14 protein-coding genes and 2 tRNA genes are annotated in these 16331 nt (G+C 64.8%); 5 read left to right on the forward strand and 11 right to left on the reverse strand.

Annotated features, from left to right (window positions below):
* Positions 1-35: 35 nt before the first annotated feature.
* Positions 36-1478, reverse strand: a complete 1443-nt coding sequence (gene leuC, locus CH293_RS25720) for a 3-isopropylmalate dehydratase large subunit (protein ID WP_037111372.1) — start codon at positions 1476-1478, stop codon at positions 36-38.
* A gap of 166 nt (positions 1479-1644) precedes the next feature.
* Here leuC and CH293_RS25725 point away from each other — a divergent pair, with 166 nt between their 5' ends.
* The 3 genes from CH293_RS25725 to CH293_RS28310 are packed head-to-tail and all read left to right on the forward strand — an operon-like array spanning position 1645 to position 3135.
* Positions 1645-2346, forward strand: coding sequence for an IclR family transcriptional regulator (locus tag CH293_RS25725; protein WP_037111371.1), 702 nt, complete (start codon positions 1645-1647; stop codon positions 2344-2346).
* A 58-nt stretch (positions 2347-2404) separates the two neighbouring features.
* The gene (locus CH293_RS25730; protein WP_094721844.1) at positions 2405-2914 is read left to right on the forward strand and encodes a pyridoxamine 5'-phosphate oxidase family protein; all 510 of its coding nucleotides are present in this window, start codon (positions 2405-2407) and stop codon (positions 2912-2914) included.
* Between the two features lie 53 nt (positions 2915-2967).
* A complete protein-coding gene (locus tag CH293_RS28310) occupies positions 2968-3135 on the forward strand; it encodes a DUF5302 domain-containing protein (protein ID WP_170945355.1) in 168 nt (55 codons plus the stop codon).
* Between the two features lie 56 nt (positions 3136-3191).
* Here the strand turns inward: CH293_RS28310 and CH293_RS25735 are convergent.
* Together CH293_RS25735 and CH293_RS25740 are read right to left on the reverse strand one after the other, a co-directional pair.
* A tRNA-Glu gene (locus tag CH293_RS25735) sits at positions 3192-3264 on the reverse strand.
* A gap of 103 nt (positions 3265-3367) precedes the next feature.
* A tRNA-Gln gene (locus CH293_RS25740) sits at positions 3368-3439 on the reverse strand.
* A gap of 143 nt (positions 3440-3582) precedes the next feature.
* On the opposite strand from CH293_RS25740, the gene CH293_RS25745 reads away from it, so the two are divergent.
* Positions 3583-5178, forward strand: a complete 1596-nt coding sequence (locus CH293_RS25745; RefSeq protein ID WP_094721845.1) for a bifunctional 3'-5' exonuclease/DNA polymerase — start codon at positions 3583-3585, stop codon at positions 5176-5178.
* Here CH293_RS25745 and CH293_RS25750 read toward each other — a convergent pair.
* Genes CH293_RS25750 through CH293_RS25760 form a run of 3 tightly spaced genes read right to left on the reverse strand, consistent with a single transcriptional unit; the run spans position 5160 to position 8452 of the window.
* Positions 5160-6140 (reverse strand): YihY/virulence factor BrkB family protein, encoded by a 981-nt coding sequence (locus tag CH293_RS25750; protein ID WP_037111565.1) that lies wholly within the window; start codon positions 6138-6140, stop codon positions 5160-5162. The two genes, CH293_RS25745 and CH293_RS25750, sit on opposite strands and share 19 nt — an antisense overlap.
* Positions 6141-6171: 31 nt before the next feature.
* Positions 6172-7644, reverse strand: coding sequence for a glutamate--tRNA ligase (gene gltX / locus CH293_RS25755; RefSeq protein WP_037111368.1), 1473 nt, complete (start codon positions 7642-7644; stop codon positions 6172-6174).
* A 34-nt stretch (positions 7645-7678) separates the two neighbouring features.
* Positions 7679-8452, reverse strand: a complete 774-nt coding sequence (locus CH293_RS25760) for a fumarylacetoacetate hydrolase family protein (RefSeq protein ID WP_037111367.1) — start codon at positions 8450-8452, stop codon at positions 7679-7681.
* 145 nt (positions 8453-8597) lie between these two features.
* Between CH293_RS25760 and CH293_RS25765 the strand changes: the two genes are divergently transcribed.
* Positions 8598-9797 carry an MFS transporter gene (locus CH293_RS25765; RefSeq protein ID WP_094721846.1) on the forward strand — a complete coding sequence of 400 codons (1200 nt, stop codon included), beginning with the start codon at positions 8598-8600 and terminating at the stop codon, positions 9795-9797.
* 125 nt (positions 9798-9922) lie between these two features.
* On the opposite strand, the gene CH293_RS25770 is transcribed toward CH293_RS25765, so the two are convergent.
* The 5 genes from CH293_RS25770 to CH293_RS25790 form a co-directional block, all read right to left on the reverse strand.
* Entirely contained in the window at positions 9923-10933 is a 1011-nt protein-coding gene (locus tag CH293_RS25770; RefSeq protein WP_037111365.1) for a 3-isopropylmalate dehydrogenase, read from the reverse strand.
* A gap of 41 nt (positions 10934-10974) precedes the next feature.
* Positions 10975-12570 (reverse strand): phosphoglycerate dehydrogenase, encoded by a 1596-nt coding sequence (gene serA / locus CH293_RS25775; protein ID WP_094721847.1) that lies wholly within the window; start codon positions 12568-12570, stop codon positions 10975-10977.
* Between the two features lie 176 nt (positions 12571-12746).
* Positions 12747-13748: a ketol-acid reductoisomerase gene (gene ilvC / locus CH293_RS25780; protein WP_170945377.1), complete on the reverse strand. Its 1002-nt coding sequence runs from the start codon at positions 13746-13748 to the stop codon at positions 12747-12749.
* Between the two features lie 60 nt (positions 13749-13808).
* Positions 13809-14312 (reverse strand): acetolactate synthase small subunit, encoded by a 504-nt coding sequence (gene ilvN / locus CH293_RS25785; RefSeq protein ID WP_037111362.1) that lies wholly within the window; start codon positions 14310-14312, stop codon positions 13809-13811.
* Complete coding sequence (locus CH293_RS25790; RefSeq protein WP_037111361.1) at positions 14309-16261, reverse strand: acetolactate synthase large subunit; 1953 nt, start codon at positions 16259-16261, stop codon at positions 14309-14311. Before CH293_RS25790 ends, ilvN begins: the two co-directional genes overlap by 4 nt.
* Positions 16262-16331 lie beyond the last annotated feature (70 nt).

Raw genomic sequence — 16331 nt, forward strand, 5'->3', positions numbered from 1 at the left:
GACTTGATCGGGCGACGCCGGTTCAGGCTCCGGAACTAATGGCTGCTGGGTGCGTCCACGAGATCGGCGGGCGACGAGAGAGTTCCGCGCACCGCGGTGGCAGCCGCCACCAAAGGCGAGACGAGGTGGGTCCGGCTTCCCTTACCCTGACGGCCTTCGAAGTTTCGGTTCGAGGTCGATGCCGACCGCTCCCCCACGGCAAGCTGATCCGGGTTCATTCCCAGACACATCGAGCACCCGGCCTGACGCCACTCGGCTCCCGCAGCCGTGAAAATCTCGCCCAGCCCCTCTTTCTCGGCCTGCGCACGAACGCGCATCGACCCGGGAACGATCAGCATCCGAACGCTGTCGGCGACCTTCCGACCTTCCAGGACCTCGGCCACGGCTCGCAGGTCCTCGATCCGCCCGTTGGTGCACGAACCGACGAACACCGTGTCCACCGCCACCTCACGCAACGGTGTGCCTGCCTCGAGTCCCATGTACTGCAAGGCTTTCTCGGCAGCGACCTTCTCGCTCTCGTCGACGATGTCGGCGGGATCGGGCACCCGCTCGCCCAGAGGCGCACCCTGACCGGGATTGGTACCCCACGTGACGAACGGCGTGAGCGTCGACGCATCGATGTGCACTTCGTTGTCGAACACGGCGTCGGGGTCGGTCTTCAATTCTTCCCACGCTGCAACCGCAGCATCCCAGTCCTCGCCCTGCGGCGCATGGGGACGTCCCTTGATGTACTCGTAGGTGATCTCGTCGGGGGCGATCATTCCGGCGCGCGCACCGGCCTCGATCGACATGTTGCAGATGGTCATTCGAGCTTCCATCGACAACTTCCTGATGGCCTCGCCGCGGTACTCGAGCACGTACCCCTGGCCGCCACCGGTTCCGATCTTGGCGATGACCGCGAGAATCAGATCCTTGCTCGTCACTCCAGGCGCCAGATCGCCGTCGACGGTGATCGCCATCGTCTTGAACGGACGAAGGGACAGCGTCTGCGTCGCCATCACGTGTTCGACCTCACTCGTGCCGATTCCCATCGCGATGGATCCGAATGCACCGTGCGTGGAGGTGTGACTGTCACCGCACACCACTGTCATTCCCGGCTGTGTCAGTCCCAACTGCGGGCCGATGATGTGGACGATGCCCTGATCCAGGTCACCCATGGGGTACAGGCGAACTCCGAATTCCTCGCAGTTCCGCCGCAGTGTGTCCACCTGAGTGCGCGACACGACGTCCGCGATCGGAGCAAAGATGTCGGCGGTGGGAACATTGTGATCCTCGGTCGCGATCGTCAGATCGGGCCGACGCAGTGGACGATTCGCCAACCGTAGACCGTCGAATGCCTGAGGGCTGGTGACTTCGTGGACCAGGTGGAGATCGATGAAGATCAGGTCGGGCTCGCGCGAGGCGCCCTCGCCTCCGCCCCGAACCACTACGTGCTGATCCCACACCTTTTCCGCCAGGGTGCGTGCTGTGCCGGCCATAAGAACACCAACCATTCCTCGTGTGCGTCGCGCCGGTGGACTACGGGCTGGTCCACGTCGCGTGTACGGTGCCGAGACGTAGCGCGGCGACCCGAATCCCCGACGGACCGATCCGTGAGGCGACCCAGAATCGCAATCTCATAATGCGAGACGCTAGTATCGACCTATGGGACAGCATAGCGGCATCGGCGTTCTCGACAAAGCAATGGGTGTCCTGTACGCAGTCGCGGAGGAGCCGTGCACGTTGAACGATCTGTGCAGCCGCACCGGCCTTCCGCGAGCGACAGCGCACCGTCTGGCTGTCGGGCTCGAGATTCACCGCTTGTTGGCGCGCGATTCCAACGGCCTGTGGCGCCCCGGCCCCGGCCTCGCCGAACTCGCATCGACCGCATCGGACACTCTGGTCGAGGCCGCGGCGTCGGTCCTCCCCCGGCTCCGCGAGATCACCGGAGAAAGCGTCCAGGTCTTTCGCCGCGATGGCACGGTTCGCGTGTGCGTGGCGTCGATGGAACCTCCGACCGGGCTTCGCGACACCGTCCTCGTCGGTGCACGTCTTCCGATGACAGCCGGCTCGGGCGCCAAAGTTCTACTGGCGTGGGCCGATACGAACACCCAACGAGCAATCCTTCCCGACGCCGAGTTCGGCGAACGAGTCCTCGCCGAAGTTCGGCGACGCGGGTGGGCGCAGAGCGCCGGGGAACGCGAGCCCGGCGTAGCCAGCGTGGCGGCACCCGTGCGGGATGCTACTGGCAATGTCGTTGCAGCAGTCTCGGTCTCGGGACCGATCGACAGGATCGGACGCCGTCCCGGTGTGCGATGGGCCGCCGACCTCCTGGCCGCGGCCGAAGCCTTGCACAAAAGGCTCTGAGCGCGCGCGTGCCCGGAAGCACCGCGGGCGCGGCACTACCTCTGATAGAGAAGACAACGTGGGAATCAACCAGCGCGCACAGATAACGATGACCGACGACGAGATCGCGACATTTCTGGACAGAAGCCGAATCGCGAACCTCGCGACCATCGGCCGCGACGGAACGCCCCACCTCGTCGCGATGTGGTACGCCCTCGTCGACGGCGAAATATGGTTCGAGACCAAAGCGAAATCGCAGAAAGCCGTCAATCTTCGGCGAGATGCGCGGGTCACCGTGCTCGTCGAGGACGGGTTGACGTACGACGCGTTGCGCGGAGTCTCCATCGAGGGGCGGGCCGAGATCGTCGACGACGCCGACGCGATCACCAAGGTCGGAATCAGCGTCTGGGAGCGATACACCGGACCGTACAGCGAAGAAGTACGCCCCTTTGTCGACCAGATGATGAACAAGCGCATCGCAGTCCGGATCGTGTCCGACAGGGTCAGGTCGTGGGATCACCGCAAACTCGGCCTCCCGGCGATGCCTCCGGGGGGAACGACGGCGGAGTTCCTGCCGAAAATCGAGTGAAACACGAACGTCGGGTGCGGTACGTTGCCTGCATCCCTGCGTGAGGAGCGATCATGACCGAACCGACCAACGAAGATCTGAAGAAGAAATTTCGCGAGGCGCTCGACAAGAAGAACCACCGTGCGACGCAGTCCGTCGATCACAAGGACGGCACGTCCAAGGTGAACAACGCCCACGGACCCGCCGACCACCAGAAGATGTTCCGTCGTAAGAGCGTGTAACCGACCGAAAGAAAAAATGGGCTCCCATCGCGAACGATGGGAGCCCATTTTCTACGTAGCCCCGACGGGATTCGAACCCGCGCTACCGCCTTGAGAGGGCGGCGTCCTAGGCCGCTAGACGACGGGGCCAGGAACTTGCAGTGTACTTCCGGTAAAAATTCTTGCTCTTCCGAAGAAGCTCGACAAGCTTAACCGGAACGCGCTCGGCGACCAAATCGCTTCCGAACGCTTGCTGGGGTACCAGGACTCGAACCTAGAATGGCGGTACCAGAAACCGCTGTGTTGCCAATTACACCATACCCCAATGACCTTCACCGTGATCCACACCAGCTGCTGTGTGCACCGCGTTTCGAGCCGGGATAGAGACTATCAAAGGACACCGGTGTTTCTCCAAATCGCCTGGTCAAACAGCCCGCAAGCACGGTACGACGCCGTCGGACAACCCCGATCGAGCCATCGACGAGCGGCTGGCGCAGACTTTCCCTCGATGAGAACAACGAACCGCAGCCGGTGAGGGTCCTCGTGGCCCCGACGAGTAACTCGACGGTGCTCGTCGAGCTCGCCGACGACGGGACACCCGCGGGACCACCCACCGAACTCGTCGACGCAGCCGACACCATCGCTCGGCTCGAATCCGACGGACATCCGCGCTGGGTCTGGGAAAGCACGGCCCGCACCTATCCGACGCTGCTGCGGGCAGGGGTACGCGTCGACCGGTGTCACGATCTGTCGCTCACCGAGGCATTGCTTCGAATGCGGCAGGGCGAGCTGTACGTTCCTCAGGCCGCAGTGACGGACGACGAGTCGACCCTGTTCGACGCATACCGTTATCCCACCGTCGATTCCGTCGTCGAGTGGTATCGAGACCACGAATCTCGGATCGGAGACTCGCGTCGGCTACGCCTGCTGACAGCAGCCGAATCCGCGGGCGCACTCGCCGCGGCCGAAATGTCCTACACCGGACTGCCGTTCTCGAGCTCGATGCACGAGGCCTACCTCCGAGAAACGCTCGGTCCGCGCCCGGCCGACGGCGACAGGCCGGCCGAGATGCTCGCGCTGGAGGACAAGATCAGCGACGCCTTCGGCCGACGCGTGAACCCGAACTCACCGCCCGAGGTCCTCTCGGCGTTCGCGCGAGCAGGTGTCGAGGTGACCTCGACGCGCGCCCATGTGCTCCGGGCCGTCGACCATCCCGCGGTGGCTCTCCTGCTCCGGCATCGAGACCTGGCCAAGCTGTTCAGCACCAACGGATGGTCGTGGGCGGACACCTGGGTGCGCGACAACCGGTTTCGTCCGGTCTACGTACCGGGCGGTGTCGTGTCCGGACGCTGGGCCAGCCGGGGTGGCGGCGCGCTCCAAATTCCCAAGTCACTTCGCGGTAGCGTCGTCGCCGACCCTGAACACGTACTCGTCATCGCCGACGCCGGACAATTGGAGCCCCGGATTCTCGCGGCGCTGTCCGGAGACCCGAACATGATGGACGCAGCGGGAGCGGACGATCTCTACGCGCCGGTCGCCGCCGCGGCTTTCGCCGGGGACCGCGCCAAGGCCAAGGTAGCCGTTCTCGGAGTCCTGTACGGGGCGACAGCAGGCGAAGCCCGCTCGCTGCTTGCCATGCTGCGCAGGCGGTTCCCCGTCGCTGTGGAATACGTGGAACGCGCCGCCCGGGCGGGCGAGCGCGGAGAGGTAGTGCATTCGCACCTCGGACGCGCGTGCCCTCCCCCGACTCAGGAGTGGTACACCCACGGTGACGCGCATGCGCGAGGACGATTCACCCGCAATTTCGTCGTACAGGCCACCGCGTCGGAATGGGCCCTGTGTCTGCTGGCCGATCTGCGCCGCCGGCTGGCGGAAGACCCAGGGTCGGGCGAACTGGTGTTCTTCCAACACGACGAGGTGGTCGTGCACACCCGGGATCCCGAGCGCGCGACAGACCACGTCGTGGCGGCCTCGAACACGGCAACGAGACTTCTGTTCGGGGACACGCCAGTTCGATTTCCCCTGGATCTCGCCGTCCGAGAATGCTACGCGGAGCCAGGCTGACCGGTACGGCTTTCGTCGTCACCGCGTGGGCCGTCGAACGTCACTTCGATCTCCTCGAAGCCCTTGCTCCGTTGCGCCTCGGCCTGTCCGGTGTAGGTCAACCTGTCGCCTTCGGTCAACTGCACGTCGTCGGTGAACGGGGTGAGAAGCGCACGCGGGTAGAGCCTGTCGACTCTGACTACGTTGATCTCCACGGCGATGACGACGAGGACCGCAGCGATGTACATGAACGCAAGCACGCCGAGGACAACAGCGAACACACCGTTGGTGACCGACGCCCGCGACACGACGTACTTGATGTAGACGCCTCCGAACGTCTGCAGCAGCTGCCATATCACCCCGGCGACTATCGCACCGGGCAGCACGTCGGTCAGTGACAGCGATCGCGCCGTGGCCAGACGGAATGCGACGACGAAGACCACAACATTGAGCATCAGCACGGCCACGAGCACGACGACGCCGCTGATTCGGCCGAAGTATCCCGCCGAACTCGCGACGTTGACGGCCGTGATCGCCAGTACGGCAACACCGACCGTGCTCAGCAACGCCAGGCCACGCACTCGGGCGAAAATCGGATCGGGACGGAGATTCTTCGGCACGGCCCAGGCTGTGTTCATCGCGTTCTGCACCGCGACGGCCACCCCCAGACCGCCGTAGAGCGAACCGAGCACACCCACCACCAAGCCGAGCGTTCCCCCACCGATCCGCTCGGGCTCACCGACGTCCTGTCCGATGATCGGGATCTGACTGAGGGCGGAGTCGAGGATCTGCTGCTGCAGCTCCGGATTGCCCGCCAGCACGATTCCCAGAATCGTCGACGCGAGCAGCAGCAGCGGAAACAACGACACGAAGGCGTAATACGCGATCAACGCAGCGAGGTAGCCGCCCTGATCGTCGACGAACTTGTAGATCACGGCAAGCGGAAACCCCAGGACCGGATGTCTGCGCTGCATCCGGTCCATCCGCGTGGTGATGCTCACCGGGTCATGACGGTCAGCCGACCGTGGCGCGCGCGGCGGCGAGCCGGGCCAGTGTCTTCTCGCGTCCGAGCAGTTCCATCGACTCGTACAGCGGAGGGCTGATGTGCGAACCGGTCAACGCGACGCGCACCGGAGCGAACGCCTTGCGCGGCTTGAGCTCCAGACCGTCGATGAGGGCCGACTTCAGCGACTCCTCGAGGTCGGCCGTCCGCCAGTCCGGCAGGGCGGTCAACGCTGCGATCGTTGCGTCGAGCACCGGGCCGGCATCGGCACCGAGGTTCTTCGCGGCCGCCGCGGGGTCGATCTCGAAGTCGGCGTCGTCCACGTACAGAAACTTCAGCAATCCCCACGCATCCGACAGCACGACGATGCGTGTTTGCACCAGGTCCGCCGCGACGGCGAACTGCGCCTCGTCGATCTCGGCGGGCAGGTGCCCCTGCGCGGTCAGGAACGCGCGGAGCCGCGCCGCGAAATCGGCCGGCTCCAACAGCCGAATGTGCTCGGCGTTGATCGCGTCTGCCTTCTTCTGATCGAATCGGGCGGGGTTGGAGTTGACCTTGGAGATGTCGAACGCGGCCACCATCTCGTCGAGCGAGAACACGTCGTGGTCGTCGGAAATGCCCCAGCCGAGCAGTGCGAGATAGTTGAGCAGGCCCTCGGGCACGAACCCTCGGTCGCGATGAATGAACAGGTTCGACTCGGGATCGCGCTTGGACAGCTTCTTGTTGCCCTGACCCATCACGAACGGTAGGTGACCGAATTCGGGGGCCTTCTCCGCTACCCCGATACGGACCAATGCTTCGTACAACGCCAATTGCCGCGGCGTCGACGACAGGAGATCCTCGCCGCGCAAGACGTGAGTGATCTTCATCAACGCGTCGTCGACAGGATTGACCAACGTGTACAACGGGATTCCGTTTCCGCGCGTGAGCGCGAAGTCCGGCACGGTACCGGCCTTGAAGGTGGTTTCCCCGCGCACGAGGTCCACCCAGGACAGGTCGTGACTCGGCATCCGAAGCCGCACAACAGGTTTACGCCCCTCGTCGAGAAAAGCCTGCTTCTGCTCCGCGGTGAGGTCCCGGTCGAAGTTGTCGTACCCCAGCTTCGGATCCCGGCCCGCCGCCTTGTGCCGCGCCTCGACTTCCTCGGGCGTGGAGAAGCTCTCGTACGCCTCGCCGGCGTCGAGCAACTGTCGCACGACGTCGAGATGCAGATCCCTGCGCTGCGACTGACGGTACGGCTCGTACGGACCGCCCACCTCGGGGCCCTCGTCCCAGCTCAGGCCGAGCCAGCGCAGTGCGTCGAGGATCGCCGCGTACGACTCCTCGGAATCGCGGGCCGCGTCGGTGTCCTCGATCCGGAAGACGAACTTCCCACCGTGATGACGTGCGTACGCCCAGTTGAACAACGCGGTGCGGATCAGGCCGACATGGGGCGTGCCCGTCGGCGACGGGCAGAATCGGACGCGTACTTCGGGGGAGGTCATGTTCTCACTCACGTTCGATCGGTGGTGTGGTTCTCTAGTTCTTCGCTGCAACGGGGTTGGTCAGAGTTCCGATGCCCTCGACCGTGATCGACACGGACTGACCGGCGGTGATCGGCCCGACGCCCTCCGGCGTACCGGTGAGGATCACATCACCCGGCAGCAGCGTCATGACTGCCGAGACCCACTCGATGATCTTCGGAATGTCGTGCAGCAGCAGCGACGTCCGGCTGCGTTGCTTCACCTCGCCGTCGACCTCCGTCTTGATCTCCACGTCCGACGCGTCGAGCGACGTCTCGATCCACGGACCGAGCGGGCAGAAAGTGTCGTGGCCCTTGGCCCTCGTCCACTGACCGTCCTGGCGCTGATGATCGCGGGCCGAGACGTCGTTCGCGACGGTGTAGCCGAGCACCACATCGAGTGCCTTCGCCGCGGGCACGTCCTTGCACGGACGACCGATGACCACGGCGAGCTCACCCTCGTAGTGCACCTCGTCGGATGTCGGAGGCAGCACGATCGGCGCACCGGGGCCGACTATGGAGGTGTTGGGCTTGATGAAGATGACCGGGGACTCCGGCGCTCGGCCTCCCATCTCCGCCGCGTGCGCAGCGTAGTTCTTGCCGATCGCGATGACCTTGCTCGCGAGAATCGGGGCCAGGAGGCGAACGTCGGCGAGGGGCCACGAACGACCGGTGAAGGTCGGTGTGCCGAAGGGATGTTCGGCGATTTCCTTTGCTGTCTGCTGGTCACCTTCCCCTTCGATACTCACGAATGCCACACCATCAGGACTTGCAATTCGACCGAGACGCATGTCGGAAGTCTATCGACCGCCATCAGAGCTGTCGGCACGCCCGTCCGATCCTGACCGTACGGCGGGTGTAACATCGACAGTCGAGTTCACCATGCAAGACTCGGATTCCACATTATGGGATCACTGACAGTGAGACGGCTACCCCATGACGACCACCGAAGACACCACCCACACCGCCGGTGCCCGCAAGTGGGTCATGCTCGCCCTCGGAATGCTCGCCCAGACTTCGGGTGCCGTATTCATCAACGGCGCAGCATTTCTCATCCCGTCGCTCCACGAAGATCGCGGGTTGAGCCTCGCCGCAGCCGGACTCGTGGTGGCCATGCCGACGGTCGGAATCATGCTGACTCTCATCGCCTGGGGTGTCCTCGTGGACAGGATCGGTGAGAAGCTGGTGCTCGCCATCGGGCTGGCACTCACATCCGCGGCGAGCTTCGCTGCCGTGTTCACGACGTCGTTCGTCGTACTCGGCCTGTGCCTGCTTCTGGGCGGAATGGCAGCCGCAAGCGCCAACAGCGCATCCGGACGTGTCGTCGTCGGATGGTTCCCGCCGGAACGACGCGGACTCGCCATGGGGATCCGACAGATGTCCGTACCGCTCGGCGTCGCCATCGGCGCACTGCTCATCCCACCCATCGCACGCGATCACGGCGTCGGCGCTGCCCTTCTCGTGCCCGCGATCGTGTGCGTCACCACCGCGGTCGCCTGCCTGGCGATCATCGACCCACCGCGCCCCGACCGCGAGGCCGCAGAGCGAGCTGGGCTGCTGGCCAACCCCTATCGCGCCAGCAGCCAACTGTGGCGCATCCACTCGACGTCGGTCCTGCTCGTCGTCCCTCAATACGTCGTCTGGACGTACGCGCTGGTGTGGTTGATGTCGGACCGCGGATGGTCGGCTGCCTCCGCAGGTGTCCTCGTCACGCTGACACAGATTCTCGGAGCCTTCGGGCGCATAGGCGTCGGCGCCCTGTCGGACACGCTGGGTAGCCGGATGCGACCGCTACGGTGGGTCGCCGTGTCCACGACGGTGACCATGGTGGTCCTGGCGGTCACCGACTGGCTCGATTCCCCGGTGTCCATCGCCGTGATGGTGATCGCATCGGTCGTCACCGTCGCGCCGAACGGCCTGGCGTTCACCGCGGTAGCCGAAGTCTCCGGCCCGTACTGGAGCGGACGCGCTCTCGGCGCTCAGAACACCGGACAGTTCATCGCCGCGTCCATGGTTCCGCCTGCATTCGGTGCACTCGCGGCCATCAGCTTTCCTCTGGCGTTCGCCGTGTCCTCGGTGTTCCCCGCCCTCGCCGTGCCGGTCATCCCCGACGACCAGCAATCGCCGGAGCCGTAGTCTCAGCTGAACCCCGCCGAACCGAACGTGCCGTGCCGTGCCCCCCTTTTCGGAGCGAAAGTGCCGTTCGGTCAGTCAGACTGACCGAACGGCACTTTCGCTCCGAAGACAGGGGGTAATAACTGCTACAGCGCCGCTGCGATTCTGGCTCCGATGTCGGCGGTGCTTGCAGCGGCCGGACCTCGGGAGGCGAGGTCGGCGGCGACGGCGGCTTCGACGCGCTCGGAGTTCGCCGTGTCACCGAGGTGCGCAAGCAACAGAGACACCGACAGAATCGCAGCTGTCGGATCGGCTTTGCCCTGCCCCGCGATGTCGGGAGCGCTGCCGTGGACCGGCTCGAACATCGACGGGTTGGTACGCGTCGCGTCGATGTTGCCGCTGGCGGCCAGGCCGATGCCGCCGCTGACGGCAGCGGAGAGATCCGTGACGATGTCACCGAACAAATTGTCGGTGACGATGACGTCGAATCGACCCGGATCGGTGACCAGGTGGATCATCGCAGCGTCGATGTGCTGGTAGGCGACCTCGACGTCCGGGAAGTCCTTGGATACTTCCTCGACCGTGCGTGCCCAGAGGCTGCCGGCGAACGTCAACACGTTGGTCTTGTGCAGCAACGTGAGGTGCTTCTTCCGTGCCACCGCCCGCGCGAATCCGTCTCGGACCACGCGCTCGACGCCGTAACGGGTGTTGACGCTGACCTCGGTGGCGACCTCGTGCGGAGTGTTCACTCGGAGTGCCCCACCGTTGCCGGTATAGGGACCCTCCGTGCCTTCACGCACGACGACTACATCGATGTCCTTGTTGCCCGCGAGCGGACCCGTCACGCCGGGGTACAGCTTCGCCGGACGCAGGTTGATGTGGTGGTCGAGTTCGAACCGCGCACGCAGCAACAGTCCGCGCTCGAGCACGCCGCTGGGGACCGATGGATCTCCGATGGCCCCCAACAGAATTGCGTCGTGACCGCGGATCTCCTCCAGCACGGAGTCCGGAAGAAGCTCGCCGGTCGCGTTGTAGCGGCGTGCACCGAGGTCGTACTCGGTCTTCTCGACTCCGGGGACAACGACGTCGAGCACCTGCAGTGCTTGGTCGACGACCTCGGGGCCGATTCCATCTCCGGCGATGACGGCGAGCTTCATGTACTCCTCGTTCTTGTCGAGCGATCAGGGATGAGAAACGATCAGGAAAGATCCACGAGTTCGATGGTCGACGCGCCTACTGCCGATGCGATGTTCGAGCGGAGCTCGGACGGAACGTCCTTGTCCACGCGGAGCAGGATCGTTGCGCCGTCACCCTCGGAGTCCTGACTCAGTGCAGCTGCCTGGATGTCGATTCCCGCGTCGCCGAGCAACGTGCCGATGCGGCCCAGGCTTCCGGGCTGGTCCGCGTAGTTGACGATGAGGTTCTTGCCCTCGGCGCGAAGATCGAAGTTGCGTCCGTTGATGTTGACGATCTTCTCGACCTGAGTGGTGCCGGTGAGCGTTCCCGCGACATTGAGGACGGAACCGTCACCGTAGACGGCGCGGATGTCGACGACGCTGCGGTGGTTTTCGCTCTCGGGAGCCTTGGTGACCTCGGCCGTGACCCCACGCTCCTCGGCGAGCGAGGGTGCGTTGACGAACGTGACCGAGTCCTCGATCACGGCGGAGAACAGACCGCGCAGGGCCGAGAGCTTCAGGATCTCGACGTCTTCGGCTGCGAGCTCTCCACGTACGTCGACGGACAGCGACGCGGGAAGTTCGTCGGACAGGGCACCGAGCAACACGCCCTGCTTGCGGACGATCTCGAGCCACGGCGAGACCTCTTCGCCGACGGCGCCGCCCTTGACGTTGACGGCGTCGGGGACGAATTCGCCTGCGAGAGCGAGCAGCACGGATTTGGCGACATCGGTGCCTGCACGGTCCTGAGCTTCGGTGGTCGAGGCTCCGAGGTGCGGGGTCACCACGACCTGCGGGAGTTCGAACAGCGGGCTGTCCGTGCACGGTTCGGAGGCGTAGACGTCGATGCCTGCGGCGAAGACGTGGCCGCTGGTGATGGCGTCGGCCAAAGCCTGCTCGTCGACGAGTCCGCCGCGTGCTGCGTTGACGACGATGACACCGGGCTTGGTCTTGGCGAGGGCTTCCTTGCCGATGATGCCCTTGGTCTCCGGGGTCTTCGGGAGGTGCACGGAGAACATGTCGGCGCGCGTCAGCAGTTCGTCGAGGCTGACGAGTTCGATCCCGAGCTGCGCGGCGCGGGCAGCGGAAACGTAGGGGTCGTAGGCGATGACGTGGGTCTCGAACGCAGCGAGACGCTGCGCGAAGAGCTGACCGATACGGCCGAGTCCGACGACACCCACGGTCTTGCCGAAGATCTCGACGCCGTTGAACTTGCTGCGCTTCCACTCGTGCTGACGGAGGGTGGCGTCGGCCGCGGGGATCTGGCGGGCGGCGGACAGCAGCAATGTGACGGCGTGCTCGGCGGCGGTGTGGATGTTGGACGTCGGTGCGTTGACGACGAGGACTCCGCGCTCGGTGGCTGCGGGTACGTCCACGTTGTCCAGGCCGACGCCTGCACGTGCGACGATCTTCAGGTTGGTTCCGGCTGCGAGCACCTCGGCGTCGACCGTGGTCGCGGAGCGGACGAGGATGGCGTCGGCCTCGGGAACCGCGGCGAGCAGTGCCGGCCGGTCCGGGCCGTCGACCCAGCGAACCTCGACGCCGTCGCCGAGTGCCTCGACAGTGGACTGCGCAAGTTTGTCGGCGATCAGAACGACAGGACGGCCTGGCTGGCTCACGTGAAGAACTCCCTAGATAGGTCGAGGTGACGGTAGCGGTCGATCGGATGGTGCGTTGTGCGGTGCGGGACAAGTTTAGAGGCCGAGGGGAACCGAGTGGGGTTCACCCTCGTCGAACGAGTGAAGGGCACCCTCACGGATGCCCTTCACTCGGGTTACATCGATACGGCGAAAGATCAGGCCGTCTCGGTGATCGGACGGTCGACCCAGCTCATCAGGTCGCGCAGCTTCTTGCCGGTGACCTCGATGGGATGTTCGGCGTTGGCCTTGCGCAGTCCCTCTAGCTCGGTGTTGCCGTTCTCGACGTTGGCGACGAGACGACGGGTGAATTCACCGGACTGGATGTCGGCGAGGATGGCCTTCATGCGCTCCTTGGTGCCTGCGTCGATGACGCGAGGGCCGGAGAGGTAGCCGCCGAACTCGGCGGTGTCGGACACCGAGTAGTTCATGCGGGCGATGCCGCCTTCGTACATGAGGTCGACGATGAGCTTGAGCTCGTGCAGAACCTCGAAGTATGCCATCTCGGGCGCGTAGCCGGCCTCGACCATGACCTCGAAGCCCGTCTTGACGAGTTCCTCGGTGCCGCCGCACAGCACGGCCTGCTCGCCGAACAGGTCGGTCTCGGTCTCTTCCTTGAACGTGGTCTTGATGACGCCTGCGCGGGTGCCGCCGATGCCCTTGGCCCACGAGAGTGCGAGCGCCTGGCCCTCACCCTTCGGGTCCTGGTCGATGGCGATGAGCGCGGGAACGCCCTTGCCGTCGACGAACTGACGACGGACGAGATGTCCGGGGCCCTTGGGAGCGACCATGCCGACCGTGACGAACTCCGGAGCCTCGATCAGGTCGAAGTGGATGTTCAGGCCGTGGCCGAAGAACAGTGCGTCGCCGTCCTTCAGGTTGGGCTCGATCTCTTCCTTGAAGATCGCAGCCTGGGCGGTGTCGGGTGCGAGCACCATGATCACGTCGGCCCATGCGGAGACCTCGGCCGGAGTACCGACCTTCAGGCCCTGCTCCTCTGCCTTGGCGCGGGACTTCGATCCCTCTTTCAGACCGATGCGGACGTCGACGCCCGAGTCGCGCAGGCTCAGCGAGTGCGCGTGGCCCTGGCTTCCGTATCCGATGACGGCGACCTTGCGGCCCTGGATGATCGACAGATCAGCATCGTCGTCGTAGAACATCTCGACTGCCACTGGTTAATACCTTTCCTCTTGTTTGAGCATGTTCATCACATGTGGTCGCTACCGCGACGCAGTGATCGATTTCGGTCCACGTCCGACGGCAACGACTCCCGACTGAACTATTTCTCGAATTCCATAGGGGTCCAACATTTTCAGCAACGCATCGAGCTTCGAGCGTGTGCCCGTGGCCTCGACGGTGACAGCCTCGGGCGATACGTCGATCACCTTGGCGCGGAACAGGTTCACGGTCTCGATGACCTCGCTGCGCACTGTTGCGTCGGCGCGCACCTTGATGAGAACCAGCTCGCGGGCCACCGACGAGTCGTCGTCCTGCTCGACGATCTTGATGACGTTGATCAACTTGTTCAGCTGCTTCGTCACCTGCTCGAGTGGGAACTCGTCGACGGTGACGACGATCGTCATTCGGGAGATCCCCGCGATCTCCGTGCCGCCGACCGCAAGTGAGGAGATGTTGAATCCGCGACGCGAGAAGAGTGCGGCGACGCGTGCCAGAACACCTGGCTTGTCCTCGACGAGGACGCTGAGGGTGTGGCTGGTACTCACTTGTCGGTGCCTTTCTCGTGCAGGGCGTTGCCGTGGGCCTGCTCGCGTGCCATTGCCTCGTGGATGACGGCGGGTTCGGCCACGGAAGCCTCGTCCTCGTCGAACAGTGGTCGGATTCCGCGGGCGGCCATGATCTCGTCGTTACCGGTGCCTGCAGCGACCATGGGCCAGACCTGCGCGTCGGCGCCGACGATGAAGTCGATGACGACGGGGCGGTCGTTGATCGCGCGAGCCTGTGCGATGACCGCGTCGACGTCTTCCTCACGCTCGCAGCGAATTCCGACGCAGCCCAGGGCTTCGGCAAGTTTCACGAAATCCGGGATGCGCTGGGCGCCGTGGGTCCCCAGATTGGTGTTGGAGTACCGCTCCTCGTAGAACAACGTCTGCCACTGACGGACCATGCCGAGGTTGCCGTTGTTGATGAGTGCGACCTTGATCGGGATCCCCTCGACCGCACAGGTGGCGAGTTCCTGATTGGTCATCTGGAAACAGCCGTCACCGTCGATCGCCCACACCTCGGCGTCGGGAAGGCCCATCTTGGCGCCCATCGCCGCCGGAACGGCGTAGCCCATGGTGCCGAGTCCGCCCGAGTTCAGCCACGTGCGCGGCTTCTCGTAGTTGATGAACTGCGCGGCCCACATCTGATGCTGGCCGACGCCCGCGCAGTAGATCGCGTCGGGTCCGGCGAACTTGCCGACCGAGGAAATGACGAACTCCGGCGACATGCTCCCGTCACTGGGGCGGTCGTAGCTCAGCGGGTACGTCTTGCGGATCCCGTCGAGGTATTTCCACCAATCACCCAGTTCGACGGTGGTGCCCGTGGCGCGATCGGCACGCAGCGCCTCGATCAGCTCGACGATGACCTCCTTGCAGTCACCGACGATCGGCACGTCGGCATAGCGATTCTTGCCGATCTCGGCCGGATCGATGTCCGCGTGGATCACCTTTGCGTTCGGCGCGAACGACGAGAGCTGTCCGGTGACGCGGTCGTCGAACCGGGCGCCGAGCGTGATGAGCAGATCACTGCGCTGCAGGCCGGCCACAGCGGCCACGGTGCCGTGCATACCGGGCATGCCCAGGTTCAGCTGGTGAGTATCGGGGAACGCTCCGCGCGCCATCAACGTGGTGACGACCGGGATGCCGGTCAGTTCCGCGAGTTCGAGCAGTTCTGCCGACGCGTTGGCCTTGATGACACCGCCACCGACGTACAGCACCGGTTGCTTGGAGTCGGCGATGTACCGAGCTGCCTCGCGAACCTGCTTGCCGTGCGGCTTGGTGACCGGACGATATCCGGGCAACCGCATCTCCGGTGGCCACGAGAACGTGGTCTGTGCCTGCAGGATGTCCTTGGGGATGTCGACGAGGACCGCGCCCGGACGACCGGAGGACGCGATGTAGAACGCCTCGGCCATGATGCGTGGGATGTCGACGCCGTCGGTGATCAGGAAGTTGTGCTTGGTGACGGGCATCGTGATGCCGGAGATGTCGGCTTCCTGGAACCCGTCGGTGCCGATGAGACTTCGCGCGACCTGGCCGGTGATGGCGACGATGGGAACGGAGTCCATCTGAGCGTCGGCGAGCGGTGTGACGAGGTTCGTCGCTCCGGGGCCCGACGTCGCCATGCAGACGCCGACGCGGCCGGTGGCCTGCGCGTATCCGGTGGCTGCGTGCCCTGCGCCCTGTTCGTGACGAACGAGGACGTGGCGAACCTTCTTGGAGTCGAAGAGTGGGTCGTACACCGGAAGAACGGCTCCACCCGGAATGCCGAATACCGTGTCGACGTCGAGTTCCTCGAGTGCTCGGACGACGGACTGTGCGCCGGTCACCTTCTCGGGTGCGACATGGCGACGCGATCCGTCGACGGCTCCGTTGATGTCCGGTGCCGACGAGCTGGCGTTTGCTCCCGACTTACGAGTCGAGGGCCCTGGGCGTGCGGTTGGTGCGCTCACTAGTGCTTCCTCAGGATGAAAGATGTAGCTGGGCGATCTCTGGGCAAGAAAAAACCCCCGTCAGCCGAGG

Origin of the sequence: Rhodococcus sp. 14-2470-1b, assembly GCF_002259415.1 — a bacterium.
Classification (GTDB): domain Bacteria; phylum Actinomycetota; class Actinomycetes; order Mycobacteriales; family Mycobacteriaceae; genus Rhodococcoides.